This window comes from Nostoc sp., assembly GCF_036917465.1.
Taxonomy (GTDB): Bacteria; Cyanobacteriota; Cyanobacteriia; order Cyanobacteriales; family Nostocaceae; genus Nostoc.
Genome location: NZ_JBALDL010000003.1, coordinates 43,966 through 70,709 on the forward strand (window position 1 = coordinate 43,966; position 26,744 = coordinate 70,709).

The following is a 26,744-nucleotide window of genomic DNA, read 5'->3' on the forward strand; positions in this document are numbered from 1 at the left end:
AGTTGTTCCGGCTTAAGACTCATATTTAATTTTTAGCTTCTGACTTTAAAAGTTTTGGTTCTAGTTCCTTAACGTGAGCAGGTGTAAGAGCTTGACATAACTCGTATGAGTGAGTTGCAAGAATATATTGATTACTTGGCGACCATTGGTTGATATCTGCAATTATTTGATATTGCCAATCTAGATGAAATGCTATTTCAATCTCATCCATTAGCACAATCGCATTTTCTATATTATGGTACTTTATCCACATATAAATGCTCAATCTTTTTAACTCACCATGACTGAGGTCTTCGGGATATAGTTCTAAATCATCTTTATCTAATTTGAAACTGACACCTGATAAATCTGCATCTACATTTATTTTTTTATTAGACAATATTATATTTAAATCATTTATTAGTGCTTTGTAGCTATTACCATACTCCCCTTTTTTTATAGCTTCAGCAAAGTCTTTGTCTCGAGCAGACTTAAAGGCTTCAATAAGGATATCTACAGCCAGAAAATCATAGGTAAAAAAGCCTGATAGTTTAGATTTGGCTAATTTAAGATGTGAATAGTAATCAGTTTCATTATCCTGCTTTTTAAATAATAGTTTTCTAGATTCTTTAGAATTAAAAAGAAAAACTTGGGTAGAAGGAGCAGCAAGAAATATTTTTTGTGATAATTCCTTCATGAATATTTCTACTTTGTTCATATCTATGTTACTTATCCGGCAAAGTAAAACTTCATCTTCATCTTTATTACCATTAGCTGAATAATTACAAATATATAATAGATTTTCTGATTGCAAATATTTTAAAACTCTCTGTAAGATACGTTTAAGCTGCTCACGTTGTTCATAATATTTTTCAAGATTTAATTTAAATATATCGAGTCTTGTTTGAACTTCTTCTTTAAATTCTTCTATAGATGTATTTGTTAGTCCTAATCTCGACATTAGTTTAAGAGTTCTAAATCCAAATAGTCGAAGTTCATCCATTAGCTCTCTCAATATATAACGTCTATCCTCACTACTCTCAATTTTTATCACACTATCTAATTTAGTAATAGCTTTCTCTAAATCTTGTATTTCCTTTTCAGTAATTGAAATTTTATTTATAATTTTTTCTAATTGACTGGAAGCAGAGAATTGTAGATAATTATCATTATCAACCTCGGTCTTATCATTTAATATTAATAGCTCTCTAAGATAAGAGTCGTTATAAGATAAAAATTGAAGCTGTACAATTTTATCTTCGTTCCAGATATCAATTATGGCTAATACTCTCTTGTTAGAATTGTTATTAATCGTAAATCCATAAAGTATATTTTTCACAAAATCTTTTTTTTCAGGATCGGTAGAACAATGCAATAAAATAAAAATTAATTGCAAAAGTGTACTTTTACCACCACCATTTTGACTTCCAAGAGGGAAAATACTAGGTATAAATTCTGGCTCAAAAGTTATATCAACGTTTTTTAAAATGCGAAAATCTGGAACTTGGACTCGTAGTAATTTCATAAAAAGCTCCTATTGCCAACTTGATACTAACTATCTTGATTCTCAAATAGGGTGGACACTGCCCACCCTAAGCTTTGAGACTTACAGATTGAGTTTAACTAAGATAGTTAGACTTAATGCAAAATATGCCTTACACCTTAAACTTCTCTGTAATCCGCTTCATCGCCTCTTCGACATTTTCCCGACTGTTGAACGCTGAAATGCGAAAGTAACCTTCACCCGCAGCACCAAAGCCTGAACCAGGTGTCCCCACAACGTTGACAGTTTGCAGCAATTTATCAAATAATTCCCAACTGGATAAACCATTGGGTGTTTTTACCCAAACGTAAGGTGCATTCACGCCACCATAAACTGATAATCCGGCGGCTGTGAGTTTTTCACGGATAATTTTGGCGTTTTCTAGATAGAAACTAACTAATCCTTTGATTTGCGCCTGTCCTTCTTCAGAATAAACCGCTTCGGCTCCCCGTTGGACGATGTAAGAAACGCCGTTAAATTTGGTAGACTGGCGGCGATTCCAGAGTTTCCATAGTTCTACATCGGAACCATCGGCGGCTTTTCCTGTGAGTGTCTTCGGTACCACAGTTAACGCACAACGAGTTCCTGTAAAACCTGCATTTTTGGAAAAAGAACGAAACTCGATCGCAACTTCTCTTGCACCTTCAATTTCATAAATTGAATGCGGAAGTGATGGATCGGTAATATAAGCTTCGTAGGCTGCATCAAAGAAAATAATCGAGCCATTGGCTTTAGCATAGTCCACCCATGCTTTGAGATATTCCTTGGTAGCAGTTGCGCCAGTGGGGTTATTAGGAAAGCAGAGATAAATTAAATCTACTTTCTTGGAGGGAATTTCGGCGGTGAAGTTGTTATCAGCCGTAATTGGTAAATAAACTAAGCCTTCAAACTCGCCTTTGTCATTAGCATCTCCAGTATTTCCCACCATAACGTTAGTGTCTACATATACGGGATAAACTGGGTCAGTAACGGCAATGATGTTGTCATGACCAAAGATTTCCAGAATATTGCCACTGTCGCACTTGGAACCATCGGAGATAAAGATTTCGGAAGCATCTATATCGGCTCCCCGTGCTTGAAAATCGTGAGTAGCAATTTTCTCCCGCAACCAAGCATAACCTTGCTCTGGGCCGTAGCCTTTGAAGGTATTGCGATCGCTCATTTCTTCCACAGCTTTAATCATCGCTGTGCGGCAAGCTTCCGGCAAAGGTTCGGTAACATCGCCAATGCCCAGTCGGATAATTTTAGCATTACTGTTGGCTTCAGCAAAGGCATTCACCCGCCGAGCAATTTCTGGAAACAGATAACCTGCTTTCAGTTTCAGGTAGTTGTCGTTAATAGTTGCCATGTCTAAGTTATGAAAAACGCCCTCAAACAGCTTACTGCTAATTTATGAGGGCGGGGGATTAGGGACTGGGATCAATATGGTTCGGTTAACGTTTTAATATAGCAACGGACAGGGAGCTTAGGACAGCAATAAAATCACAAAGTACGCTGTTGAAGGTGCGTTATCCCGCGAACTGTCTTAACGGCTTTGGCGACTGCTATATGTCTGAAGATCCCCCCAACCCCCCTTAAAAAGGGGGGCTTTTAACTATCTTTTACCCCCTTTTTAAGGGAGTCGCCGCAGGCGGGGGGATCTTAACCAAAGCGTATTGGGACTTGGATTATGGACTTGGATTAGGGAATGGGGACTAAGAGAATAACCATGCCCAATGCCCAATGCCCAATTAGACGTTTACAGGCTGTTTATTATCGGCTGAATAATTGGTGCGATCGCTAATTCCAAATTGCGTAATTGATTCTTGGCCTGTAATCAATCTTGCTCCACGATTACGGGTGAAATAGTTCCATGCCCACTGAATCATCACTACTAATTTGTTGTTAAATTCAATTAAGAAATAGATGTGAATCACCAGCCAAAACAGCCATGCAAAGAAACCTTTCAGCTTGATAAAGCCCAAATCTACCACAGCAGAATTATGCCCAATCATTGCTAAACTACCATGATCGGTATAAGCAAAGGGTGGCAAATTTTTACCTACAAGCCTCTGTTGAACTAATGTTGCTACATATTCACCTTGCTGCTTCGCTACAGGTGCAACACCAGGTAGCGGCTTACCATTTTGGTGAGAAAAATTTGCTAAGTCGCCAATTACAAAAATATTAGGATGTCCTTTAATACTCAAGTCAGGTTCAACAATAATGCGTCCAGCGCGATCGCATTCTGCACCTGTGCGTTCTGCTAGAACTTTTCCCATTGCTGAAGCTTTTACACCTGCTGCCCATAATACCGTTTTTGAGGCAATTTCTTTAACTTCATCGCCTTGTTTGATGGTAACAACATCATTTTCAATATTCGTTACCAGCGTTTTTGTCTGGACAATTACCCCCAACCGCGTCAGAGATGCCTCCGCTTCTTGTGATAACTCTGGTGCAAAGGGTGGCAGAATGCGATCAAGCCCTTCTAACAGCAAAATCTTGGCTTCTGATGTGTCGATGTTGCGGAAATCGTCTTTGAGAGTTTGATTTGCCAATTCTGCGATCGCACCCGCTAACTCTACACCGGTTGGGCCGCCACCCACAATTACAAAAGTTAACCAAGCCCGGCGTTTTTCTAAATCGGTTTCTTTTTCTGCGGCTTCAAAGGCCGAAAAAATCCGGCTACGCATTTCTATAGCATCTTCTACTGTTTTCAAGCCTGGGGCGAATTCTTCCCAGTTATCTTTCCCAAAGTAGGAATGCTTCGCACCTGTAGCAACAATTAAGGTGTCGTAAGCTATTGCTTCGTCGCCCACAGTCACTTGTTTTGCTTCTGAATCAATATTGTTCACCTCTCCCAGTAGCACTTTCGTATTCTTGCTCTTGCTGAGAACAGAACGCAACGGTGAGGAAATATCCGCAGGAGACAGCGCACCTGTGGCGACTTGGTATAGGAGGGGTTGAAATAGATGAAAGTTACGTTTATCGATTAGGGTAACGTTTACCGCCGCTTTGGCGAGTGTTTTTGCCGCATAAAGTCCACCAAAGCCACCGCCAACAATAACTACTTGATGGGGTGGATTATTGTCAAGTGAATTTACCATAAGAAATATTATCCGGTATTCTGACTATTGTAACTATTCTTAACAAATTTGTATCAAATTTGTCGTCAGATATTTTGTATTGCTGTTTACATTTGAAAAAGTATTAAAGTAATCAAAACTACAAGATAAAGAGAACTTTTTTGTGTTCAACGTGGTGAATGAGTTCGCCTCCAACGGCTAAAGCCATAGACAAGAGCAGCAAAAATTAACAAATAGGGACTGTAAACAATTAACCAAATACCCAGCTTGAGTAAGCCAACAGAAAATGCACTCAAAGAGTGGGTGGAATTGTTCCAAGTTTCTTGAACTTGCAAACCAAAGGCAGGTTGAGGGCTGAATTTAGAAACTGCTGCTTCTAAATTCAGCGTAATGGTGGAATAAGCAACTTGATTTTGTAGGCTTTTGAGTTGGGCATTAATTTGTTCTATGGTTTCTCGGACATTACTCAGTTCTTGGGCAACACTAAGCACATCTCTAACCGAACCTGCCCGATCCATAATTTTTTGTAAATTGGCTTCAGTCTTCTGCAAATTGGTTAATCTAGCTTGGAAATCTACCAAGCGATCGCCTACATCTTCGGCAGTGATATTACGACTTTCAACAGTGCCTAATTTAGCTAGTTCTTCCAGAGTAGGTTCTAGCTGATTCTCTGGTATCCGCAATTGGATTGTTGCTGTGTAACGCGGGTTGTCACTTTTGGGTTGTTGTTGTTTCAACCCAATTAAATCTCCTTGCTGTTTATTAATAATTTGCGAAACAGCATTAATAGTCTTATCTACAGAGTTGACAGTTAAAGATATTGCTGCCTTTTTTATGAGTTGGGGACGAGAACGGGTTATTGGTGAAGCTTGCGCCTTTTGGGAAATACTACTTTCCCTAGCAGGTGCGGCGGCTGGATTTGCCATACCATCGGCTGCAATTGGAGGTAAAGCCTTATTTGCTGACTGAGGAGAAGAGGCGCAGCTGCTAAAAATCAACCCTCCTAACAATGCACTCACAAATAAAGCAGATGTGCGCGGTAATTTAGTCGAAGCGTACATAATCTATCCTCAGATGGATGAAGTTAACCCCAGTATTGCTGATGTAAAACTAAAACCCTGTATTGTTGCGATTTATGTAACGGGGTTTGTCATTAGTAATTGCTCACAGTTCATCGTAAATCGAAGGGTTAAAGACCTGTACCATTACACGTAGCTTCAATTCCTGTCTTAAATTGTCTTTAATTTTGAATTTTGAATTGTTAACTGTAGGTACTCAATTTGAGGTAAAATCAAAAGTCTGCCAATTTATGACGATGCTTGCTGACAGGAGATGCTTCTATGGCCCGGATGTATTATGACGAAGATGCCAATTTAGACCTTTTGGCTGGAAAAACTATTGCTATCATCGGCTATGGTTCTCAAGGTCATGCCCACGCTCTCAATCTCAAAGATAGTGGTTTGAATGTGATTGTGGGACTATATCCGGGTAGTAAGTCAGTAGCAAAAGCTGAAGCTGCTGAGTTAACTGTGAAAAATGTCGCAGATGCTGCCAATGCTGCTGATTTCATCATGATTTTGTTACCTGATGAAGTCCAAAAAACGATTTACAAAAACGAGATTGAACCAAATCTAGAAGAAGGGAATGTGTTAGCCTTTGCCCACGGCTTTAATATTCACTTTGGGCAAGTTATACCACCGGCTAATGTAGATGTGGTGATGGTAGCACCCAAAGGGCCGGGGCATTTGGTACGACGGACTTATGAAAGTGGGGAAGGGGTACCCGCGTTGTTTGCAGTTTATCAGGATGCTAGTGGTCAGGCACGCGATCGCGCCATGTCTTATGCTAAAGGTATCGGTGGGACTCGCGCAGGTGTTCTCGAAACTACTTTCCGTGAAGAAACCGAAACAGATTTATTTGGCGAACAAGCCGTATTGTGCGGTGGTTTGAGTGCTTTAATCAAAGCCGGATTTGAAACTTTGGTAGAAGCTGGTTATCAACCAGAATTAGCTTATTTTGAATGTCTGCATGAAGTCAAGCTGATTGTTGACTTGGTTGTGGAAGGCGGTTTAGCTAAAATGCGCGACAGCATTTCAAACACTGCTGAATATGGCGATTATACCCGTGGCCCACGGATTGTTACCGAACAAACCAAGCTTGAAATGCAGAAGATTCTCAGCGAAATTCAATCTGGGCAATTTGCACGAGAATTTGTTCTAGAAAACCAAGCTGGTAAACCAGGATTTACCGCCTTGCGTCGTAAAGAAGCTGAACACAAAATTGAAGAAGTTGGTAAAGATTTACGCGCTATGTTTAGCTGGTTGAAAAAAGCTTAAGAATGTAGAGACGTTGCATTGTTGTAACGTCTCTCTACAATGATTTTGAAATTAGTATAGATGATGTTTGATAATGCATAGATAGATGCATTACCAAACATCATTTGCTTTTAGTTTTGAGATAATCTGCAATGTACTCTCCATAGCGATCGCGCAACATTTGTTCTCTGAATTTAAATCCTAATGTTTTCTCTCGACAGGATAAAGATTTGCACAAGCACCGAGAGACAGCAATTGATTCATATTCAGTAGTTTCGTAGTCCCAGCTAATTTCTTCACCTGCTTCGATATCGTACAAAGCAACGAAGTCATATCCCCCAAACTGATTGTTTCTTACTCCAGTATTTGGATTACAAGAATGATTAATTACGACAGCAGGCTCATCTAAGTTGACATACAAATTAAAATCCATCTGAAAGGAATAAATTGTTCGTTGGGGAACTTCTTCAATTGGGATACCCACCACAACAGTTTCTCCTTGAGCAAATTTTTTTGTAGCAAACACTCCTCGTCCTTTTGCTGTTTCCTGAATCGTCACATGAAAATTGAGCTTTGCAACTGAAATCGACTCTATTGTATTCATAGATAAAGACCTACTATGTTTAAATTTCTTGCGGCTTCCAAGTTTCAAACTTGGCTTAGTTAGATTTCACTTTTGAAGTAAAAGTCAGTTAACTGCTCTGTACCTCAACTTTTGCTTCCGGATCAATCTTTTCAGGGCTTTGACTTAGAAGCAGAGCTACTAACACCAGAATCGCGCCAATTAGACCGCGTATTCCTAGATGCTCTCCCAGTAGCCAAAATGAGAAAATTGTGGCGAACAATGGCTCAAGTGTATAAAGTAAAGCTGTTTCTTCAGCTGAAACCCATTGCTGCGCTAATGTTTGAAGCCAAATGACAGCAGCCGTTGCCAACACACCTAAGTATAAAATCACTCCCCAGTGTTGGTAAATTACCTCAAATTGGTTAAGAATTTGCGTGTTATTCCAGAGCAGACCTAGCACCGCAATGAATAAAAGCTGAACACTGGTAAGTGTTAAGGTGGGGTGACGGGACGCAACTCGGTCTAGGAAAATTATGTAACCTGCATATACAAAAGCATCAACAAACATTAACAGATCGCCAATTCCTAGTTCTCCCCCTTCCAAAAACATCACCCCAATACCAATCACAGCTAATCCAGAAGCTAGGAAAGTTTTCAATGGTACGCGCTGACCACTCAGCCATCCTAGTAGCGGGACGATGAGTGCGTTCAAACTGCCAATGAATGCAGCCCGGTTTGCTGGTATTGTCTTAAGTGCTATTGTTTCTATGGCTAAAAACAAGAAAAGGAAAAGCCCTAGCACTGTAGCATCACGAAGTAAAAGTGCGTTAATATTACGTAAATTGACGGTAAATACTACTGCTGCTATGACAAAACGTGTAGCAATCACTGCACTTGGTGGAAGGCTACTAACGATGTCTTTAGTCAATGGAAAAGTTGTAGCGCTAATCACATTAACAAGGATAAGCAGCATTATTCCTTTAAAACGCAACGTATTTTCAATTTGCATCAAACCAATTGATTGAATAATGTTTTTTTACATCGATAGAAAGTGCGATCGCATAGAGAATTTTGATTTTCTTGCGTCCAGTCAGTGCCTTCTAAATTTAGAATTTTTAGTTGGGCAAATTGTACTAATTTGATTTTCGTAATTTCATGTCTTTTTCTAAATTGCAATTAAAAGGTAAAGGAAGTTGGCATTAATCCAATCCAAATTCTATCATTCACTGTGTAATGTTTAGAATTTTTATTGATTAAAAATCCCGTAGGCACAAAAATTCTGTCAGTGAGTAGGTAGCTAGAAAATAATTGCAAATGTCAGTAGACCAAAATTTTTGCGTTAGCGTTGGCGTAGCCTCTCGTAGAGAAGGTATCACTCTGTAATGAATAAGTAAGTAAGTCGGCGTTAAAAAATCAGGCTATGTGACGAGATATAAAATCAGCAAATAGCTAATAAATTGGTCATTCCATAGTTTTTACAAAACTAAATATACATGAGTTTTATCATGCCAACTTACTTAAGCTGAATGTAGGCGAAGCTTTCCCGTAAAGGAGACGCGATCGTTCGCAATCACTGTAAATATTTTTGTTTATCTACTTACCTGCAAATCTGATTATTTATAAAAAACTGTATTATCAATAAAGGCAGGAAAGGGTGGTAGCAGACAGAGGGCATTTTCCCTCCTACCTTCGGTGATAAATATATGTTGTTACAATTAATGAACTGTATTAGGAGATAACTTTGTTTTTCAGCCAATATTTCCTAGAAATTCTCCTCCGCACTGGGGAACATTTAATATTAGTTTTCATTGCAATGCTGGTAGCCATTGCCATCGGCATTCCTTTAGGCATTTTCATCACTCGCCAACCGAAACTCGCTCAACCTATTATCGGTCTAACTAATGCTATTCAAACTACTCCTAGTTTAGCTATATTTGGCTTTCTAATTTCTGTACCATTTATTGGAGGAATTGGCAAAATTCCGGCTATTTTCGCCTTAATTCTCTATGCTTTGCTTCCAGTTATTCGTAACACTTATATTGGCATTAATAGCGTCGATCCAGCAATTCGAGAGGCTGGGCGAGGGATGGGGATGACAGATAATCAATTGCTGTTTCAGGTAGAAATTCCCCTAGCTTTAGGCGTGATTTTGGCAGGAGTTAGGGTAGCAACAGTTATTTCTGTGGGAATTGCTACCATTGCCTCAGCTATTGGCGGCGGGGGTTTGGGTGTGTTTATTTTTCGGGGGATTTCTACCCTTAATAATCAGCTAATTTTAGCTGGAGCAATACCCGCCGCGTTGATTGCGTTAGGTGCAGATTTGTCTTTGGGATGGTTAGAAAAAAATCTGACGCAGCAAAGAGAGAAAAGTATAAAAATTAATCGCAAAACTACCGTTTTTTTGGCTATTTTAACGTTAATTATTGGAGGATTAATTGGCTTTACTTATTGGTTAACACCACCAACAATTATTATTGGCTCTAAAAATTTCACCGAACAAGTTATTTTAGGAGAGTTACTGGCTCAACAAATTGAATCTCATACTAAATTAAGGGTTGATAGACGCTTAAATCTAGGAGGAACTTTTATATGTCATGAAGCTGTAAAGGCAGGGAAAATTGCTGGCTATGTAGAATATACAGGAACGAGTTTCACATCTATTTTGAAACATAAACCTATTAGCAATTCTCAACTTGTCTACGAAAAAATTAAACAAGATTACAGTCAAAAATTTAAATTAGAAGTCATGCAAAGTTTAGGATTTAACAACACCTTTGCTATAATTCTCAGGGGTGAAGATGCTAAACGGTGGCAGATTAAAACCCTTTCTGAAGCTGCTAAATATACACCTCAAATGCAAGCAGGATTTGGATATGAGTTTCTGGAACGACAAGATGGTTATCCAGGGTTAGCTAAAACCTATGGCTTAAAATTTGCCAAACCTCCCCGACAAATGGAGTTAGGATTGATGTATCAAGCTTTAAAAGAAAAAAAAGTAGATTTAATAGCAGCTAATTCCACAGATGGCTTGATTCCTATTTTAAATTTAGTCATTTTAGAAGATGACAAGAAATACTTTCCACCTTATGAAGCTGTCCCTATCTTTAATCAAGTAATTCTGGCAAAATATCCAGAGTTACGAGAAGTTATTAATCAATTAGCTGGGTTAATTTCTAATGAGGAAATGCAAAAAATGAATTATCAAGTTGATAATCAATCTCGCCCAGCTGAAGAAGTCGTTCGCAAGTGGCTAAAGTCTAAGAAACTGCTAAATAAAATGGGAACATAAGTCAGAGAAGTTGGAATTTTGAATTGACCCCACGGATAAATCTGCTTGCTATGTACCATGAAGGAATTATTGATTATGTTGGTTAAAAACAGATGAAGCGACAGAAAAAGGATGTGTGTTTTAATTTATACTTACACAAAAAATCTGATTCCATGAAAAGATTAAATCTGATGAAGTAACAAGTACAATAATACAGTGATGAAAAAAATTTTTGATTTCTGTTTTGAGGTTGAATTTTATCTAAAAATCGCTATTAGTTGCACAATTGTTCAGCAGATATTTTATTGGTTCTTGCACAATATCGAACTCAACTTTATAATTCAGGTGCTTTTGTACTGGCTAGTTGGTTCTGTGTCATTTTATAGCATTGGTCTATTCATAGAAAAAGTAATAAAAAACAATGACAATTGGACAGAAAAACTGAATGTCAGGGTTAAAAAAGTCAAGAAACAACCATTTCCCTCTTTTACTGCGAAAGGTATGATTATTGGGGAAATTAGAAGTTTGATAGCAGCTTTAATAATCCTCTATCTAGCACCAGAGGTAAATAGAGGAAATAGCTTGCTACTCAACTTTGGATGGTTCTTGATGAGAATAATTATTGCTGATTTATGTTTTTACGTTTCTCATTTTCTACTTCACAGAAAATTCTTACAGAAAATACATCTAAAACATCATGAGTTTGCAGATTCATCAAGTTTTGTTGCTGGACACAAGAGTTTGACTGAATATATTATTGTTACTATCACAGACCTTTTGCCTATCTTTATATTTGGGTATGATATAACCCAGTTATGTGCTTGGACTATTATAGGCAATGCTTACAATCTAGAAGGTCATAGTTCATTATCAATATTTTTTGTTCCATCAGATTTTCACGATCTTCACCACAGTTGTTTTAAGAGAAACTATGGGATTCAAGGATTTTGGGACAGGTTATTCAACACACTAAATCCTCCTACAAAGAAGCTAGGAATTATGTTTCCTGTAGCTTCTTTGGAGCATATCACGATGAAGTCGTCTAGTAATTTGGATTGAGTAGTTTAAGTGTAGATAATCCCTCCCCAAGAATCAGCTACGGTGTACACACAAGTCTTTGGTGAGGCAATTTACGGTTAAGTCTCAGAGGTTGTTTGAAAAGTAGTTTGCTGTAATTTGAATCACATTATTACCCCCCTTAATCCCCCCTTGTAAAGGGGGGAAACAAGAAAAATCCGGTTCCCTACCCTTATAGAGGGGAGGGTTAGGGTGGGGTAAAAAATATTTGATACATCAATCATGACTTTTCAAACAACTTCTCAGAGCCACTGAGAAACTTCACCCTGCTTTTACGTAGTAAAAGCTGTCCCTCTCCTTACTAAGGAGAGGGATTAAAGATATGTCAAAAATTACCACCCCATTGTTCCGGGACTACCTTTAAATGGCCCGACAATATCAGCAGTAATCCATCCCCCGTAAAAATCACCAGGTTGAGACATAACTAGCTGATCATTTACATAGCAAGCATCCATTAAACTAGGGTAAAAAGCATAGTATTCTTGAATCGTTACAAAATCAAGTGTGGGGTCAAAATATCGCCAAGCAGCGTTATTTATATACTTGTCACCGATGCTGATATCATAGTATTGACACTTACCTTTCCATTCACACCAAGTTTTTTTAGGTGTTTCTATCAGATATTCTATTTTAATGTCTTCTGAAGGAATGTAATAAGAAGGAGGGTGACTAGTTTCTACGACTCTTTTAGCTTTACTTGTTTCTGCTAAAACAATATTATTAACAATTATCCTAATTAATTTGTTGCTATCTTCTAAACGAGCCGGACGCGGATAATCCCAAACTGACTCTTGACCGGATTCGGGGGGAATAGGATTTGGTCTCATAGTTAATAATTTCCTGTTTTTACGTTGCCTTTAACATACAAAGTCAGTTCGCGTTAATTCAATTTTAGGTAAATTTTTCCTACTAGTCTTCCGATATTTTGGCTTAGTAATATGTTGTTTTAGTCAAATATTGAGCATGAGGATTACAGGGAGAAATGAATAATGTAAAAAATACTATCACTGTAACTATTAGTATTCTGCAAAATTATCTTTGTAAAACCTCATGGTAACGTTAATGCTTGATATCTTCAACAATCCTAAAACCGGCGTGTTGATAAAAATTGGGACGAAACCAGTTACGATAATATTTTAAAGCTTCTGTACCGTTAGTTATCCAACATCCTCCTAACATCATCTGATGTTTAGTATCAAAAAAGATAGCAGAATTATCTTCGTAGAGATAATGAGGTTTATATCCCGACAAGGGATTTAAATGATCGCTCAAGTGTTCCCAAACATTACCACGTAAATCGTACAATCCAGAATAACTTTTGGCGGTTTCTAACATTCCTACTGGACTAGGTGAGCCAAACTTTAAATTGACATTGTAACTGTCTACATCTTCTACGAAACCACTATTATAAGTTGCTAAATGATATTCGGCTTCACTCATTAAACGAGTATCTTTTCCTTGCCAACGACAGTAAGCCATTGCTTCATAGTGATTCACTTCTACAGGCCAATCTAGGGGTAAGTCGATTTGATCAAACATGGCTCGATACTTGTAGCTGCCATTTTGAGGTATCCAAAATTTGGGATATTTGATGTTATTTTCAGTTTTCCAATACCAAGATTCTTCATCCCAATACGCTTGATTTTCATAGCCACAAGCCTTGACAAAATAAATAAAATCTGCATTGGTAATCAGATATTTACTGGCTAAAAAAGATTGAACTTCAACTGTGCGATCGCCATAATCAATATCCCATCCATAAGTCGGCTCGTCAAAGGCTTTGCCGAGTTTTACTACCCCACCCGCAACTTGTATCATTTCGTTTTGAAGAGTGTAACCATTAAAAGGGGCGTATTGCCAGTTTTGGGGACGTTTTACTCTCTCTATTGGTAGTTGGCGAATTAACATCGAAGAGGTTTCAATATGAATACGCTGGTGTTCAATCCCCATTATTAAAGCCCAAAGGGGATGATTAGGATGAATTGGTAGAGTAATTCGGGTAGTTTTAATGACTTCGGAAATTACAGAATGTGCTTGTTTTCGATATTCCCAAGTTTGTGAAACTTGCGGCCATTCCAAATGTGCGATCGCTTTATTTAATTCCTCTGGTATCTCTGGATCAACTCCAATTTCAAACAGGATTTCATAGTCGGGATTGATCCCTTTTTCTAATAATCCAACGCTAATTAATTTGTTGATATAGAAAACAGCCGAATGTCCTAGATAAAAAATTAGAGGATTTCTCAGGGGATCGGGATTTATATAGAATGTATCTTCCCCAACCAGGCTATTCATCAAAGTATTTTCCAGTTGCCAAGCATTCTCAAAGTAATTGAGGATCGCTTGAGAATTACAACTATCAAGTTTTGGAGGTTTAGCAGATTGTAGACTCTTCATGCGTGTCAATTGATTGATTTTTCGATGATATACGAGTAAACTATTTTTATTAATTAGGGTATTAATGACCCAAACTTTTTTAAATTGTAGGGTGATTGCAGACTCGATTTATACTTCTCTGGGCTGGTTTTTAATTTTGCGTAGAGAAAATCAATATCCATGAATAAATAAATGCCACTTACTCAAGTATTTAGAAATGGATATACCCTAGTCTAGGTAATGCCCACTTGCTTTAAATAAGTGCCATTTATGACTAAACCATAAGCTTTATCGCTTAGGGTTTAAAGCCTAATTTATGGATATGTCTATCAAAATTAAACTCTGGAGAAGCAAAATTTAAGCTTGACAAAGAATTAACCCAAACCACTGTTTAGGATCTGTCCAAGTTTTCAGCGTCTTAAGTCCGTGTGTCTCCAGTTGTTTTTGCATATTTACTAAATCAAACTTGCGGGAAATTTCGGTGAGAATGCTCTCTCCATCTGCAAAGCTAACTTGTAACTCTAGGGCTTGTAGAGATACCTCATGAGTCTTTTGGCAATGCAGATACATCTCAATTTGGGCATTACTTTGATTATAAATAGCTTGATGAGTGAATAAATTGAGGTCAAAATTCCCTTGGAAACGCCAATTTAAATGGGAAAGTATATTTAAGTTAAAAGCAGCCGTTACTCCCTGACTATCGTTATAAGCTGGTTCTAAAATTTCCTTGGGTTTTTGTAAATCAATCCCCAAAAGAAAGTAGTCACCTGGTTGTAAAGCCCTGGTAATTTTGCTTAAGAAGTCATCACATTCTCGTGGGTTAAAATTTCCAAGAGAACTGCCCAAGAAAAAAATCATCCGTGATGATGTAAATGTTGTTTCTAGCTTTGTCAAGGCTTGTTCGTAGGTTCCTATTAATCCCTCAACAAATAAATTTGGATATTTTTGTTGTAGCTTTAGTACGGTAGATTTAAGGATTCCATGACTAACATCAATGGGTACATATCTACAGTAATTGGCAATTTTTTGGTAAGCATCTAACAAAAATAGAGTTTTTGTAGAACTGCCACTGCCTAATTCTACCAGTTCGCAAGCACCTGTTATCTGAGCTATTTCATCAGCATATTGCTGCAAAATCCCTGCTTCTGTTCGTGTTGGGTAATATTCTGGTAATTCACATATTTGTTCAAAGAGTTCCGAGCCGTAATCATCGTAAAAATATTTAGGGGGTAAGGTTTTAGGACTTTGAATTAATCCTTGAATTACATCTTCACCTTCATTATTGAGAGCTTGATAATGCTCATTAATAATTTTGAGAGATGTTGCTAGCATTATTTCAATATCCTTAGTTTTGAATTTAAGTATTTAATATGACATATTTTAGTATTTTATAGCAAGGTTTATATTGCAGTAATTCATACTCAATAAAGTACAAAAACTTTATCGGTTTAGTGTAGTATCAGGTACGCTTTCATAATTTAATATTAGTTGATTTATTGAATAGTGAGCTAATAAGTATGTCGCTAGGAATAAACACAACTATATTATTAAAGGTCAATCTCTTGAAACTATCACCACTGAACAATTACGAATGAAAAATTACAAAAATCGTAATTTAGTTTTATTTATGCAAACTTATAGTTAAGTTAAAATAATTGCAGGTTTACTAGCGATCGCAAAGCCAAAAAATTTTTATTTTTGTTTAATATAGAGCAGACGCGATAAATCGCCGTCTATACAAGTGGTTTGGTCTTATCTGAACTGTATTGTTATATAAATAACTGAATTCTAGAGAAATATAACTTGTATTAAAATACAAAAACTATCTATTTTTATTTCCTGAAAGTTTAAGGATCTGCGATCGCCTGACTCAAAGGTTAAAAGTGCGTAGTTTACGGCCGTAGGCATCGCCATATTCACTGTAAATTTATCTAGAGCAGTTGGGCAACTAATTAGAGAAGCAAACAGCGATGCCTTCACAGTAGGCATCGCGGATTTTAGATTTGATCTAAAATCCCAAATCGAGTTACCGATTCACCGCCGCCGCTTCTCGTGCTGCTGCTGCTTGATCTGGGTGGATACCCAAGCGGGTGAGATTAATCCGACCTTTGTTATCAATTTCGCGCACTTTGATAATCACTTCGTCGCCCACCGCTACTTCATCCTCAACTTTGCCAACGCGGTAGTCAGCTAGTTGTGAAATGTGGATCATCCCTTCTTTTCCAGGCAGAAATTCCACAAATGCACCTATCGGTATAATCCGAGTAATGCGTCCTGCATAGACATCCCCTTCGTGCAACTTGCGGGTCATGCCTTGAATGATGTTTCTAGCTCTCTTGGCCTTGTTCTCATCCACAGCCGAAATTGTCACGGTGCCATCATCTTCGATGTCAATTTTTGCACCAGTTTCCTCTGTAATCCCCTTAATAGTCTTGCCTCCAGGCCCGATGACTAAACCAATCATGTCTGAATCAATCTTGATTGTTAACAGACGTGGGGCATAAGGTGAGGTTTCAATCCGTGGCGTGTCAATGCAAGCGAGCATTTTCTCTAGAATGTGCAATCGGGCTGCTTTGGCTTGGTGGACGGCTTGGGAAATAATATCCAAGGACAAACCGGAGATTTTCATATCCATTTGCAAGGCGGTTATTCCGGTATCCGTCCCCGCAACTTTGAAGTCCATATCGCCCAAAAAGTCTTCAATGCCTTGGATATCGGTGAGGATTCGCACTTCGTCCCCATCCTTAATCAGCCCCATTGCTGCGCCACTGACGGGTTTAAGAATTGGTACACCAGCATCCATCAGGGCGAGGGTGGAACCGCAGACTGAACCCATTGAGGTGGAACCGTTGGAAGAAAGTACTTCCGATACGATGCGAATGACGTAGGGAAATTGTTCTTTTGAGGGTAGCACAGGAATTAGCGATCGCTCTGCTAATGCTCCATGACCAATTTCACGTCTTCCTGGAGAACGCATTGGCTTGGTTTCCCCCACTGAGAACGGCGGGAAGTTGTAATGATGCAGATAACGCTTATGTTGGTCTAGCTGCATGTCATCGTTGAGGTTTTGGGCATCCCCTGGCGTACCCAAGGTACAAGCAGATAATACCTGAGTTAGTTCCCGGTTAAATAAACCGCTTCCGTGGACTCGCTTTGGTAAGACACCAACTGAACAAGAAACACGACGCACTTCATCGAGTTTACGGCCATCAACGCGAACGTTATCTTCGATGATTTGCCGCCGCATGAAGTACTTGGTAATATCTTTAAAAGTGTTACCAAGTGCCTTACTATTTGCAGTTGCGGCAACTCGAATTGGATCTTCTTCTGGCAGTTCCTTAATCGCCGTGGCAATTTCATCCTTGACGACATCTAAAGCTGCATCGCGTTCGGGTTTAGTGAAGGTAAATTGAGACAGGATTTTCTTAATCTGACCATTAGCGCGATCGCGGATATAATTTTCTAGCGTCTGATCTCGTTCTGGTGGTGCTTCATGGACTATTACCAAACCCAGTTCTGCTACTAAATCTTGCTGCGCTTTGATTAAGTCCCGCACTGCTTCATAACCAAAGTCAATTGCCTCGATAATATCGCGCTCTGGCAACTGATTAGCTCCTGCCTCCACCATGATTACACCATGCGGTGAACCGGCTACTACCAGATCCAAATCTCCGGCTTCAATTTCTGCATAAGTGGGGTTAATAATGAAATCATCTCCCACTAAACCAACGCGAACTGCTGCCATTGGGCCATTAAAAGGAATTTGGGCAATCAGGGTAGCGATGGAAGCGCCTGTAACTGCTAACACATCTGGCGGAACCAACTCGTCCATCGATAGCGTTAAGGCGATAATTTGCAGGTCATCCCGTAACCATGAGGGGAACAAGGGACGCATGGGACGGTCTATAAGACGGCTGGTGAGAATTGTTTTTTCTGGTGGACGACCTTCTCGCCGCATGATCCCGCCGGGAATTCTACCAGCTGCATATAGCCTTTCTTCATAATCTACGGTGAGGGGAAGAAAATCAATGCCTTCTCTGGCTTGCGATCGCGTAGCTGTGACTAAAACAGATGTGTCCCCTGATTCTATCAAAACCGACCCACCTGCCTGGGGAGCTAGCAAGCCTACTTTCAGTCGAATATCCCTACCATCGAAGGATATTGACTTATCAACTTCTGCCATTCAGTTCTTTTTCCTTCTCTTTCGCTATTCTCTTTCTGTGGCAATCCTAACATTTATGCACTATGGCTGACTTCTAGTACATACAAAGATAGATAAGTGGTTCAACCCAAAGCATGATACATCATCAGCGCGTCTACCACTTGTTCATCCCCTAGTTTTGCCGCGCCCGGAATTCGCCCAATTATCTCAAATCCTAACGATTGCCAAAGGGTAATTGAAGGTATATTAGTTTCAAAGACCAAATTGAACATTACTGCTTCGTAGCCCAGGTTTGCTGCTATCAAGAGCATCGCCTCCCCCATGAACCGCCCAATCCCCTGACCGCGTAACCCAGGTTGTACAATAAAACCAGCGTTGCAAATATGGCAACACCGACCGGGGAAGTTTGGTTTTAAATAAAATGCCCCTAATATTTCTTTTGGTTTGTGTTTAGCATCTTGACCAGATGTCCTGACAACAAAGGCATCCTTGCTTAACCAGTAACTTGAGAATTCTGCCGGAGATAGAGATTGCTTTTGGGGATAAGTTTTACCTTCAACAATTACAACATTGAGTAATGCTCTTACAACCTCCTGTTCTTGAGGGTGCATATAATCTAGTTCTACTATTATGTTATTTTTTATAACTTTAAGAAGGGGGAAATTCATTATTAATAATGTTTATGCAGAATGATAATTTTCAACTATATTAGATGTAAATATTTTATTATAAATCTTATTGAGAAGATGTAAAAGTTAGAGTTTTTGCGAGTTAAATTATTTAATTTTACGATAAGTTGAGTAGTTAGCAAATGGCGATTTTACACGTTAATTGGTTACTAAAAAGTCAAAATGGTTGTTTATTTATTTGGGGAGAAACTTGGCGATCGCCACGAGCGAATTTTGAGCCTAATGGATCTGAAGATATCCTGGTACATCCATTGGCAATGACATCGGTTGAGTTAAGCGAGTGGTTGGTTTCCCAGAAGATGGCGATTACCAACTTTATCCAAAAACCTCAAGTTGCGATTGCTACTACTGGACGAACACGTAAAGCAGCCAGTGCTAATGAGATCGCTTTACCAACGCACTCCCAAATTATTGCCCTACCAACTTATATCCCAGAAGATACATCTGCGATTTTTCCCGTACATTCTGCCAGCTTGGGATTAGATACAGACTCCCCGCAATATTTACAACCGTGGCGAGTTGAAGGTTTTTGTCTCAACCCCAGCGAAGCAGTAAAATTTCTCGCTGCTATTCCTCTAAATGCTGCAAAAGGGGAAGATGCCTTTTTAGGAGGAGATTTACGTTTTTGGTCGCAAGTTTCCCGATGGAGTTTAGATTTAATCTCGCGGTGTAAGTTTTTGCCGAGAATTGACAGACAATCAGATGGTACATTTGCTGCTCAATGGCAAGTACTTCTAGACAGTGCTGTAGATGGAACTCGCCTAGAAAAATTTTCTGCGGATATGCCGTTGGTTTGTCGCACGTATCAGGAGGGACTGGGGATTGGGGACTGGGGACTGGGGACTGGGGAGGAGTTTTCCAAATCTTTGTTCTATGTGGACTTTCCGGGCGAACCTCAAGAATTACTTTTGGGATTTCTCAACAGTACGATAGATGCCCAAGTGCGAGAAATGGTGGGTTCTCAACCTCCAATTGAAGCTAAAGCGATCGCAATTGCGGTGCGACAGTGGTTGCAAGGTTTAACTAGTGCATCTCATGCAGTGAATGCAGATACCATTGAAGTGGAACGATTGGAAGCGGCACTAAAGGCTTGGACTATGCCGCTACAATACCAATTAACTCTTAAGACTTTATTTCGTACTTGTTTTCAACTTCGTTCTCCAGAGTCTGGCGAAACAGATTGGACATTAGCATATTTCCTGCAAGCGGCTGACGATCCTGAGTTTGTGGTGGATGCGGCAACTATTTGGAACAATCCAGTTGAACGATTTGCTTATGAAAATCGGACAATTGAGCAACCACAGGAAACATTTTTGCGAGGTTTGGGGCTAGCTTCTCGATTGTATCCTGCGATCGCACCCAGCTTTGAAACCGAATATCCCCAATTTTCTCATCTCACGCCAATGCAAGCTTATGAGTTTATCAAAGCTGTAGCTTGGAGATTGGAAGACAGTGGTTTGGGAGTAATTTTGCCTCCCAGTTTAGCGAACCGTGAAGGATGGGCGAACCGTTTGGGTTTGAAAATTACTGCTGAAACCCCAAAGAAAAAGCAGGGACGTTTAGGGTTGCAAAGTCTCTTGAATTTCCAATGGCAATTGGCAATTGGCGGACAAACTATTTCTAAAGCTGAGTTTGATAAACTTGTGGCTTTAAATAGTCCGCTAGTAGAAATTAACGGCGAGTGGGTGGAATTGCGCCCCCAAGACATCAAAACAGCCCAAACCTTTTTTACCACTCGCAAAGATCAGATGGCTCTTTCCTTAGAAGATGCCTTGCGCTTCAGTACAGGGGATACTCAGGTAATTGAAAAATTACCAGTAGTCAGCTTTGAGGCATCTGGGGCATTACAAGAGTTAATTGGGGCATTAAGCAATAATCAAGCGATCGCGCCTTTACCCACACCAACAGGCTTTAAAGGGCAGTTGCGACCCTATCAAGAACGTGGTGCTGCTTGGCTGTCATTCTTAGAACGTTGGGGTTTAGGTGCGTGTCTCGCCGACGATATGGGATTGGGTAAATGCGTAGCAAACGATACTTTAATAGATGTAAACGGACTATTACGCACAGCCGAGACAATCTGGACAACTCACGCTGGAGAAACAGAATTTGACGGCGAGGGATTTTGGGCTAACCCCACAGAGCAATTATTAGTTAATTCCCTAGATGAAGAAACTGGCAAAATTGTCCAAGCTAATGTTAGACGGTTGTATCGACAGCAAGTCTGTGAGAAATTACGAAAAATCACTCTAGAAGACGGTAATAGTATTACTATCACCCATCGTCACAAGCTATTAACAAATAAAGGTTGGACAAATAACTTACACGTAGGTGATTACGTTTGTGTACCAGGTAAAACTGGACTACCGTTGCGGCATTTTGGGATGCAGAACACAGTTTATATTAATAGCTCACAGCAATTTTCTCAAGATAGTTTACAGCGAGTAATAGCTGGGATGAGCCGCATGATTAGTGGAGAAGCCCAAGAGCAGTATCAGCTACTAAAACCTTCCAAGTGGACAACTCAAACTTTGTCAGCATATAGCAACCTAGATGTAGAACAGTTGAGCTTAACCAGACAATCTTTGCAATGTCTTCTCGACCAAGAGGTATTTTATTGCCGGATAGAATCAATAGAGGAGATAGATTACGAAGGGTGGGTTTATGACTTTGAAGTTAGCAAACATCACAATTTCGTTGCTAATAATATTATTTGCCATAATACTGTCCAATTTATTGCCTTTCTTCTGCACCTCAAAGAACAAGATGCACTAGAAAATCCAACACTGCTAGTTTGTCCAACTTCAGTTTTAGGTAACTGGGAAAGAGAAGTCAATAAATTTGCACCAAGCCTAAAAATTTTACAATATCACGGTGACAAACGCCCAAAAGGTAAAGCATTTTTAGAAGCAGTAAAAAAATACGATTTAATCGTCACCAGCTATTCACTTCTTCATCGAGATATCAAGTCATTAGAAAGTGTCTCTTGGCAGATAGTTGTTTTAGATGAAGCCCAGAATGTGAAAAATTCAGAGGCGAAGCAATCAAAAGCAGTACGGCAATTACAAGCTACGTTTCGCATTGCGTTAACGGGGACACCTGTAGAAAATAGATTGCAAGAACTCTGGTCTATTTTAGATTTTCTCAATCCAGGATATTTAGGCAATAAGCAATTTTTCCAGCGTCGGTTTGCCATGCCAATTGAAAAGTATGGGGATACGGCTTCTTTGAGTCAATTACGTTCATTAGTTCAGCCATTTATCCTGCGGCGATTGAAAAGCGATCGCGACATCATTCAAGACTTACCAGATAAGCAAGAAATGACCGTATTTTGCGGTCTAACTGGCGACCAAGCCGCACTTTATCAACAAGTTGTAGAACAATCTTTAGCAGACATAGAATCTGCTGAAGGATTGCAACGTCGGGGGATGATTTTGGCTTTACTAATCAAACTCAAACAAATCTGCAATCACCCAGCCCAATATTTGAAACAGGCGACATTAGAGCAACATCATTCAGCCAAACTTCTGCGGCTAGAAGAAATGTTAGAAGAAGTTTTAGCAGAAGGCGATAGAGCTTTAATATTTACACAATTTGCTGAGTGGGGTAAGTTACTTAAACCCTATTTAGAAAAACAGCTTGGGCGAGAAATATTCTTTTTATATGGTAGCAGCAGTAAAAAACAACGAGAGGAAATGATCGACCGTTTCCAACACGACCCTCAAGGCCCGCCAATTATGATTCTTTCTCTAAAAGCGGGTGGAGTAGGACTAAATTTAACACGAGCAAATCATGTATTCCATTTTGATAGATGGTGGAATCCAGCCGTAGAAAATCAAGCTACAGACAGGGTATTTCGCATTGGTCAAACTCGGAATGTGCAAGTACATAAATTTGTTTGCACTGGTACTTTAGAAGAAAAAATTCATGACATGATTGAAAGTAAAAAACAACTAGCTGAACAAGTTGTAGGTGCTGGTGAAGAATGGTTGACTGAACTAGATACAGACCAACTTCGGAACTTACTAGTACTAGACCGCAGTGCAGTAATTGACGATGATGCAGAATAAGTTTGTTGTCAGGACTTTACGTCTTTGATTTGAGCGCTAAAGCCCTCACTACGAACCAGCCCAATAAAGTTTGTGAATTGACTTATGACTAATTACACATTACAAGCAAGCCGCGAATGGTGGTCACAACAATGGCTAGATTTACTAGATTCCTATCGATTTAAAAAGCGTTTAGAACGTGCAAGAAATTATGCTCGTCAAGGAAACGTTCTCAGCATTGAATTTAAAGGTGCAAAAGTATTAGCTAGGGTACAAGGTAGTGAAATCGAACCTTATAAAGTTTCCCTTTCCCTTGAACCTTTTAGTGATGAACAGTGGGGTTATGTAATTGAAACCATGTCCCAAAGGGCAATTTTTGCTGCCAAGCTGCTAGCAGGAGAAATGCCACAAAATATAGAAGAAGTGTTTACGGCTAATGGTCTTTCGATATTTCCTTTTACCCTTGGTGATGTCCAAAGTAAATGTTCTTGTCCTGATAAAGCAAATCCCTGTAAGCATATTGGTGCATTGTACTATCAGTTAGGCGATCGCTTCAGTGAAGACCCCTTTGTACTATTTCAATTGCGCGGACGCACCAAAGAGCAAATTATCAGCGATTTACGCCAGTTACGTAGTGCCAAAATTCAACCTAATACTACAGATACACCTGATATTCAACAGTCAATTCCTAATAACAAATACTCGGTAAAAATTGATTCTTTCTGGCAATACAATGAGCCACTAGAGTCATCCTTGGTAGTGATTTCGCCATCCACTAGCGAGATGGTATTAGATGTATTAGGAGCAATTCCCTTAGCGAAGGAAGAGGAAAATACAGTCAATGCAACTTCGAGTGATGTGGTAATGAAGTATTTGAATACAGTTTACAGAGATGTGAGCCAGAAGGCTTTTTTAGCAGCGATGAATGTGGGAGCAACGTAATTCGTAATTCGTAATTAGGTTGGCCGGGTAGTTGACCTCACCCATTGCCGTATCGCCTGACGAATTGCGCGTCTGCCATCTGCCCGATTTTGCTCAATCAGTTTCGGCAGATATCGAATTTCTAAAGTAGGAAACACTAAACTCTTTTCTGACTCGACATATTCCCCATTTTGCAGGTGATAAATCTTGAGTTCACCAGAGTCATAACACCAGAGTTCTGGTACTCCCAAGCGGGCATAAATGGGAAAACGATTTAGAGATTTACTGGTAACATCAATTTCTAGTGCCAAATCAGGCGGTGGGTCTTGTTTCAAGTCCAAATCCAATCTACCCCGAACCGTAGCTTCATTCTGGAAATAGAAGCAGTTATCTGATTCTACCCCTGCCATTCCGCTTTCTCGCTTCCAGGTAGTGGAACCATAACTTTCATAGTCCATAGCCAACTCTTCAGCGATATCTTGAACCGCAATACTAATTACCTCTTTGTAATGTTCGTGTTCAGGTAAAGGTGTCATAATTTCCAAGGTGGTGCGATCGTAAGCTAACCTTGCTGCTCGATGTTCTCCCAAGTCTTTGAGAAGATTTTCAAACTGTTGCCAGCTAATGTTGTAAAGCATTACCCGATCTGCTCTATTTTTGGCGACTGTCATTGTTACGACCTCCAGAATGTTTTATTGTCCAAACTCAAGCCTAGCCTGTTCTACCAAATCATCTGTCACAACCTCTTGGTTTGCTTCACGAGTCAGCTGTTCAATTCTGGCTCTAGCTTGAGCGCGGACAAAAAAGGGAATATTTTGTAACTTTTCTTTAGCTTCAGATGTCCATCGCAAAGCATTAATAAAATTAGAGTCGCTCATAGTATTAATTACCTTGGTAAGTTGATCGGTTTAATCAATAGTAGGACTAGTCCTTTCAAGGTGACTCGAAAAATTTCTTTTTCTCTCCGTGTTCTCTGCGCCTCTGCGGTTTAAAAGTAATTTATTTAACCGCAGAGGCACAGAGAAGCCAGTGCGTTGGGCGGGTTCCCCGACTTGTAGCAACTGGCGCGACACAGAGATAAGAGATAATAAAGGGATTTTTCAAGCAAAATTTTTACCCACCTTGAAAGGGCTAGTCTTAAATAGATTACTAATTTTCCTATAAAAAAAGCCCTTGCTTTTATGCAAGAGCCTCTAAATTATTTACTTGTCAGTGATGAAATAAACCTTACAACCTAATCTAGGTCGTCCATAAACATCACTGGCTCAGTATCACGGTTAATTCCTTTCTCAAAACCACCAGCCGCAGCCCGTGCGCGACCAGCGTGCCACAAGTGACCAACTAGGAAGAAGAATCCTAGTACGAAGTGAGAAGTTGACAACCAAGCGCGAGGAGATACATAGTTGAACGAGTTAATCTCGGTAGCCACACCACCCACGGAGTTCAAAGAACCCAGAGGAGCGTGGGTCATGTATTCAGCAGCGCGACGAGCTTGCCAAGGCTGAATATCGTTCTTGATTTTTTCCAAGTCAAGACCATTGGGGCCACGTAGAGGCTCCAACCAAGGGCCACGGAAATCCCAGAAGCGCATGGTTTCACCACCGAAGATGATTTCACCAGTTGGAGAGCGCATCAGGTATTTACCTAGACCTGTGGGGCCTTGGGCAGAACCGACGTTAGCACCTAAGCGTTGGTCACGAATCAAGAAGGTCAAAGCCTGAGCTTGAGAAGCTTCTGGGCCAGTAGGGCCAAAGAATTCGCTAGGATAAACGGTGTTGTTGAACCAAACAAAGATCGAGGCAATGAAGCCCATCAACGACAGAGCGCCCAAGCTGTAGGAAAGGTAAGCCTCACCAGACCAGATGGATGCACGACGTGACCAAGCAAATGGCTTGGTAAGAATGTGGAAAATACCGCCAGCAATGCAGATAAAGGCAATCCAGATGTGACCACCGACCACATCTTCTAAGTTATCAACGCTGACAATCCAGCCTTCACCACCGAAAGGAGACTTGATTACATAACCGAAGATAACTGCTGGGTTCAGTGTCGGATTGGTAATAATCCGAACATCACCACCACCTGGTGCCCAGGTGTCGTACAACCCACCAAAGAACATTGCTTTTGCTACTAATAGCAGCGCACCGAATCCCAAAATAATCAGGTGGAACCCGATGATGTTGGTCATTTTGTTCTTGTCTTTCCAGTCGTAACCAAAGAAAGAAGAGTATTCTTCTAAGGTTTCTGGGCCGCGGACGGCATGATAAATACCGCCAAAGCCAAGGACGGCTGAGGAAATTAGGTGGAGTACACCGACAACAAAGTAGGGGAAGGTATCGATGACTTCACCACCAGCGCCAACACCCCAACCCTGAGTAGCAAGGTGAGGTAACAGGATCAAGCCCTGTTCGTACATGGGCTTTTCAGGAACGAAGTGAGCGACTTCAAACAAAGTCATTGCTCCAGCCCAGAATACAATCAAGCCAGCGTGGGCAACGTGAGCGCCCAAGAGTTTGCCAGATAGATTGATTAAACGCGCATTACCAGACCACCAGGCAAAGCCGGTAGATTCTTGGTCGCGTCCAGTGCCGCCTAATATATTTGGTCTATTAGAGAGCGTTACCACGTGGTAATACCTCCTCAGGGAATACAAATTGTTCGTGGGGTTGATCTTGAGGAGCCATCCAAGCGCGGATACCCTCATTCAGCAAAATGTTTTTGGTATAGAAGGTTTCAAA

At 39.9% G+C, this 26,744-nt stretch carries 20 protein-coding genes and 1 pseudogene; 5 read left to right on the top strand and 16 right to left on the bottom strand.

Annotated elements, in window-relative coordinates; translation table 11 throughout:
- Positions 1-25 precede the first annotated feature (25 nt).
- The 4 genes from V7K38_RS00615 to V7K38_RS00630 form a co-directional block, all read right to left on the bottom strand.
- Positions 26-1,504, bottom strand: a complete 1,479-nt coding sequence (locus tag V7K38_RS00615) for an AAA family ATPase (RefSeq protein WP_334854783.1) — start codon at positions 1,502-1,504, stop codon at positions 26-28.
- A 130-nt stretch (positions 1,505-1,634) separates the two neighbouring features.
- Entirely contained in the window at positions 1,635-2,870 is a 1,236-nt protein-coding gene (locus V7K38_RS00620; RefSeq protein WP_334854784.1) for an LL-diaminopimelate aminotransferase, read from the bottom strand.
- A 382-nt stretch (positions 2,871-3,252) separates the two neighbouring features.
- Positions 3,253-4,608 carry an NAD(P)/FAD-dependent oxidoreductase gene (locus tag V7K38_RS00625; RefSeq protein ID WP_334854785.1) on the bottom strand — a complete coding sequence of 452 codons (1,356 nt, stop codon included), beginning with the start codon at positions 4,606-4,608 and terminating at the stop codon, positions 3,253-3,255.
- Between the two features lie 146 nt (positions 4,609-4,754).
- On the bottom strand, positions 4,755-5,648 hold the full coding sequence (locus tag V7K38_RS00630) for a DUF4349 domain-containing protein (protein ID WP_334854786.1): 894 nt from the start codon (positions 5,646-5,648) through the stop codon (positions 4,755-4,757).
- Positions 5,649-5,927: 279 nt separating this feature from the next.
- Here V7K38_RS00630 and ilvC point away from each other — a divergent pair, with 279 nt between their 5' ends.
- On the top strand, positions 5,928-6,923 hold the full coding sequence (gene ilvC / locus V7K38_RS00635; RefSeq protein ID WP_334854787.1) for a ketol-acid reductoisomerase: 996 nt from the start codon (positions 5,928-5,930) through the stop codon (positions 6,921-6,923).
- Positions 6,924-7,023: 100 nt separating this feature from the next.
- On the opposite strand, the gene V7K38_RS00640 is transcribed toward ilvC, so the two are convergent.
- Both V7K38_RS00640 and V7K38_RS00645 read right to left on the bottom strand, forming a co-directional pair.
- Positions 7,024-7,506, bottom strand: coding sequence for an SET domain-containing protein (locus V7K38_RS00640; RefSeq protein ID WP_334854788.1), 483 nt, complete (start codon positions 7,504-7,506; stop codon positions 7,024-7,026).
- Between the two features lie 88 nt (positions 7,507-7,594).
- Positions 7,595-8,440, bottom strand: coding sequence for a DMT family transporter (locus tag V7K38_RS00645; protein WP_334854789.1), 846 nt, complete (start codon positions 8,438-8,440; stop codon positions 7,595-7,597).
- A 768-nt stretch (positions 8,441-9,208) separates the two neighbouring features.
- Between V7K38_RS00645 and V7K38_RS00650 the strand changes: the two genes are divergently transcribed.
- Together V7K38_RS00650 and V7K38_RS00655 are read left to right on the top strand one after the other, a co-directional pair.
- A complete protein-coding gene (locus tag V7K38_RS00650; protein ID WP_334854790.1) occupies positions 9,209-10,756 on the top strand; it encodes a glycine betaine ABC transporter substrate-binding protein in 1,548 nt (515 codons plus the stop codon).
- Positions 10,757-10,954: 198 nt separating this feature from the next.
- The gene (locus V7K38_RS00655; protein ID WP_334854791.1) at positions 10,955-11,794 is read left to right on the top strand and encodes a sterol desaturase family protein; all 840 of its coding nucleotides are present in this window, start codon (positions 10,955-10,957) and stop codon (positions 11,792-11,794) included.
- A 350-nt stretch (positions 11,795-12,144) separates the two neighbouring features.
- Here the strand turns inward: V7K38_RS00655 and V7K38_RS00660 are convergent, their stop codons facing one another.
- The 6 genes from V7K38_RS00660 to V7K38_RS00685 all read right to left on the bottom strand — a co-directional run bounded on the left by V7K38_RS00660 (position 12,145) and on the right by V7K38_RS00685 (position 19,018).
- Positions 12,145-12,639, bottom strand: a complete 495-nt coding sequence (locus tag V7K38_RS00660; protein ID WP_334854792.1) for a DUF427 domain-containing protein — start codon at positions 12,637-12,639, stop codon at positions 12,145-12,147.
- A gap of 232 nt (positions 12,640-12,871) precedes the next feature.
- On the bottom strand, positions 12,872-14,209 hold the full coding sequence (gene ovoA / locus V7K38_RS00665; protein ID WP_334854794.1) for a 5-histidylcysteine sulfoxide synthase: 1,338 nt from the start codon (positions 14,207-14,209) through the stop codon (positions 12,872-12,874).
- A gap of 336 nt (positions 14,210-14,545) precedes the next feature.
- Positions 14,546-15,520 carry an L-histidine N(alpha)-methyltransferase gene (gene egtD / locus V7K38_RS00670; protein ID WP_334854795.1) on the bottom strand — a complete coding sequence of 325 codons (975 nt, stop codon included), beginning with the start codon at positions 15,518-15,520 and terminating at the stop codon, positions 14,546-14,548.
- 456 nt (positions 15,521-15,976) lie between these two features.
- Complete coding sequence (locus V7K38_RS00675) at positions 15,977-16,177, bottom strand: hypothetical protein (protein WP_334854796.1); 201 nt, start codon at positions 16,175-16,177, stop codon at positions 15,977-15,979.
- Positions 16,178-16,214: 37 nt separating this feature from the next.
- On the bottom strand, positions 16,215-18,371 hold the full coding sequence (locus tag V7K38_RS00680) for a polyribonucleotide nucleotidyltransferase (protein WP_334854797.1): 2,157 nt from the start codon (positions 18,369-18,371) through the stop codon (positions 16,215-16,217).
- Between the two features lie 101 nt (positions 18,372-18,472).
- Positions 18,473-19,018, bottom strand: a complete 546-nt coding sequence (locus tag V7K38_RS00685; protein WP_334854798.1) for a GNAT family N-acetyltransferase — start codon at positions 19,016-19,018, stop codon at positions 18,473-18,475.
- A gap of 143 nt (positions 19,019-19,161) precedes the next feature.
- On the opposite strand from V7K38_RS00685, the gene V7K38_RS00690 reads away from it, so the two are divergent.
- Together V7K38_RS00690 and V7K38_RS00695 are read left to right on the top strand one after the other, a co-directional pair.
- Positions 19,162-23,106: an SNF2-related protein gene (locus V7K38_RS00690; RefSeq protein WP_334854800.1), complete on the top strand. Its 3,945-nt coding sequence runs from the start codon at positions 19,162-19,164 to the stop codon at positions 23,104-23,106.
- An 84-nt stretch (positions 23,107-23,190) separates the two neighbouring features.
- Positions 23,191-24,027, top strand: a complete 837-nt coding sequence (locus V7K38_RS00695) for an SWIM zinc finger family protein (RefSeq protein WP_334854802.1) — start codon at positions 23,191-23,193, stop codon at positions 24,025-24,027.
- 14 nt (positions 24,028-24,041) lie between these two features.
- On the opposite strand, the gene V7K38_RS00700 is transcribed toward V7K38_RS00695, so the two are convergent.
- The 4 genes and pseudogenes from V7K38_RS00700 to V7K38_RS00715 all read right to left on the bottom strand — a co-directional run.
- On the bottom strand, positions 24,042-24,677 hold the full coding sequence (locus V7K38_RS00700; protein WP_334854803.1) for a Uma2 family endonuclease: 636 nt from the start codon (positions 24,675-24,677) through the stop codon (positions 24,042-24,044).
- A gap of 21 nt (positions 24,678-24,698) precedes the next feature.
- The gene (locus V7K38_RS00705; protein WP_334854804.1) at positions 24,699-24,884 is read right to left on the bottom strand and encodes a PCP reductase family protein; all 186 of its coding nucleotides are present in this window, start codon (positions 24,882-24,884) and stop codon (positions 24,699-24,701) included.
- A 356-nt stretch (positions 24,885-25,240) separates the two neighbouring features.
- Positions 25,241-26,632 carry a photosystem II reaction center protein CP43 gene (gene psbC / locus V7K38_RS00710; protein ID WP_334854805.1) on the bottom strand — a complete coding sequence of 464 codons (1,392 nt, stop codon included), beginning with the start codon at positions 26,630-26,632 and terminating at the stop codon, positions 25,241-25,243.
- Positions 26,616-26,744 (bottom strand): annotated as a pseudogene (locus V7K38_RS00715) (photosystem II D2 protein (photosystem q(a) protein)); the annotation flags it as partial. The gene psbC and the pseudogene V7K38_RS00715, both read right to left, overlap by 17 nt.

Bases quoted from the DNA above. Each gene is read 5' to 3' on its own strand.
- V7K38_RS00625 (WP_334854785.1), bottom strand. From the start codon at position 4,608: ATGGTAAATTCACTTGACAATAATCCACCCCATCAAGTAGTTATTGTT.
- V7K38_RS00700 (WP_334854803.1), bottom strand. From the start codon at position 24,677: ATGACAGTCGCCAAAAATAGAGCAGATCGGGTAATGCTTTACAACATT.
- V7K38_RS00630 (WP_334854786.1), bottom strand. From the start codon at position 5,648: ATGTACGCTTCGACTAAATTACCGCGCACATCTGCTTTATTTGTGAGT.
- V7K38_RS00690 (WP_334854800.1), top strand. From the start codon at position 19,162: ATGGCGATTTTACACGTTAATTGGTTACTAAAAAGTCAAAATGGTTGT.
- V7K38_RS00655 (WP_334854791.1), top strand. From the start codon at position 10,955: ATGAAAAAAATTTTTGATTTCTGTTTTGAGGTTGAATTTTATCTAAAA.
- V7K38_RS00640 (WP_334854788.1), bottom strand. From the start codon at position 7,506: ATGAATACAATAGAGTCGATTTCAGTTGCAAAGCTCAATTTTCATGTG.
- V7K38_RS00660 (WP_334854792.1), bottom strand. From the start codon at position 12,639: ATGAGACCAAATCCTATTCCCCCCGAATCCGGTCAAGAGTCAGTTTGG.
- V7K38_RS00615 (WP_334854783.1), bottom strand. From the start codon at position 1,504: ATGAAATTACTACGAGTCCAAGTTCCAGATTTTCGCATTTTAAAAAAC.
- V7K38_RS00645 (WP_334854789.1), bottom strand. From the start codon at position 8,440: ATGCTGCTTATCCTTGTTAATGTGATTAGCGCTACAACTTTTCCATTG.
- V7K38_RS00695 (WP_334854802.1), top strand. From the start codon at position 23,191: ATGACTAATTACACATTACAAGCAAGCCGCGAATGGTGGTCACAACAA.
- V7K38_RS00675 (WP_334854796.1), bottom strand. From the start codon at position 16,177: ATGCCTACTGTGAAGGCATCGCTGTTTGCTTCTCTAATTAGTTGCCCA.
- egtD (WP_334854795.1), bottom strand. From the start codon at position 15,520: ATGCTAGCAACATCTCTCAAAATTATTAATGAGCATTATCAAGCTCTC.
- V7K38_RS00620 (WP_334854784.1), bottom strand. From the start codon at position 2,870: ATGGCAACTATTAACGACAACTACCTGAAACTGAAAGCAGGTTATCTG.
- V7K38_RS00705 (WP_334854804.1), bottom strand. From the start codon at position 24,884: ATGAGCGACTCTAATTTTATTAATGCTTTGCGATGGACATCTGAAGCT.
- V7K38_RS00680 (WP_334854797.1), bottom strand. From the start codon at position 18,371: ATGGCAGAAGTTGATAAGTCAATATCCTTCGATGGTAGGGATATTCGA.
- V7K38_RS00685 (WP_334854798.1), bottom strand. From the start codon at position 19,018: ATGAATTTCCCCCTTCTTAAAGTTATAAAAAATAACATAATAGTAGAA.
- ilvC (WP_334854787.1), top strand. From the start codon at position 5,928: ATGGCCCGGATGTATTATGACGAAGATGCCAATTTAGACCTTTTGGCT.
- ovoA (WP_334854794.1), bottom strand. From the start codon at position 14,209: ATGAAGAGTCTACAATCTGCTAAACCTCCAAAACTTGATAGTTGTAAT.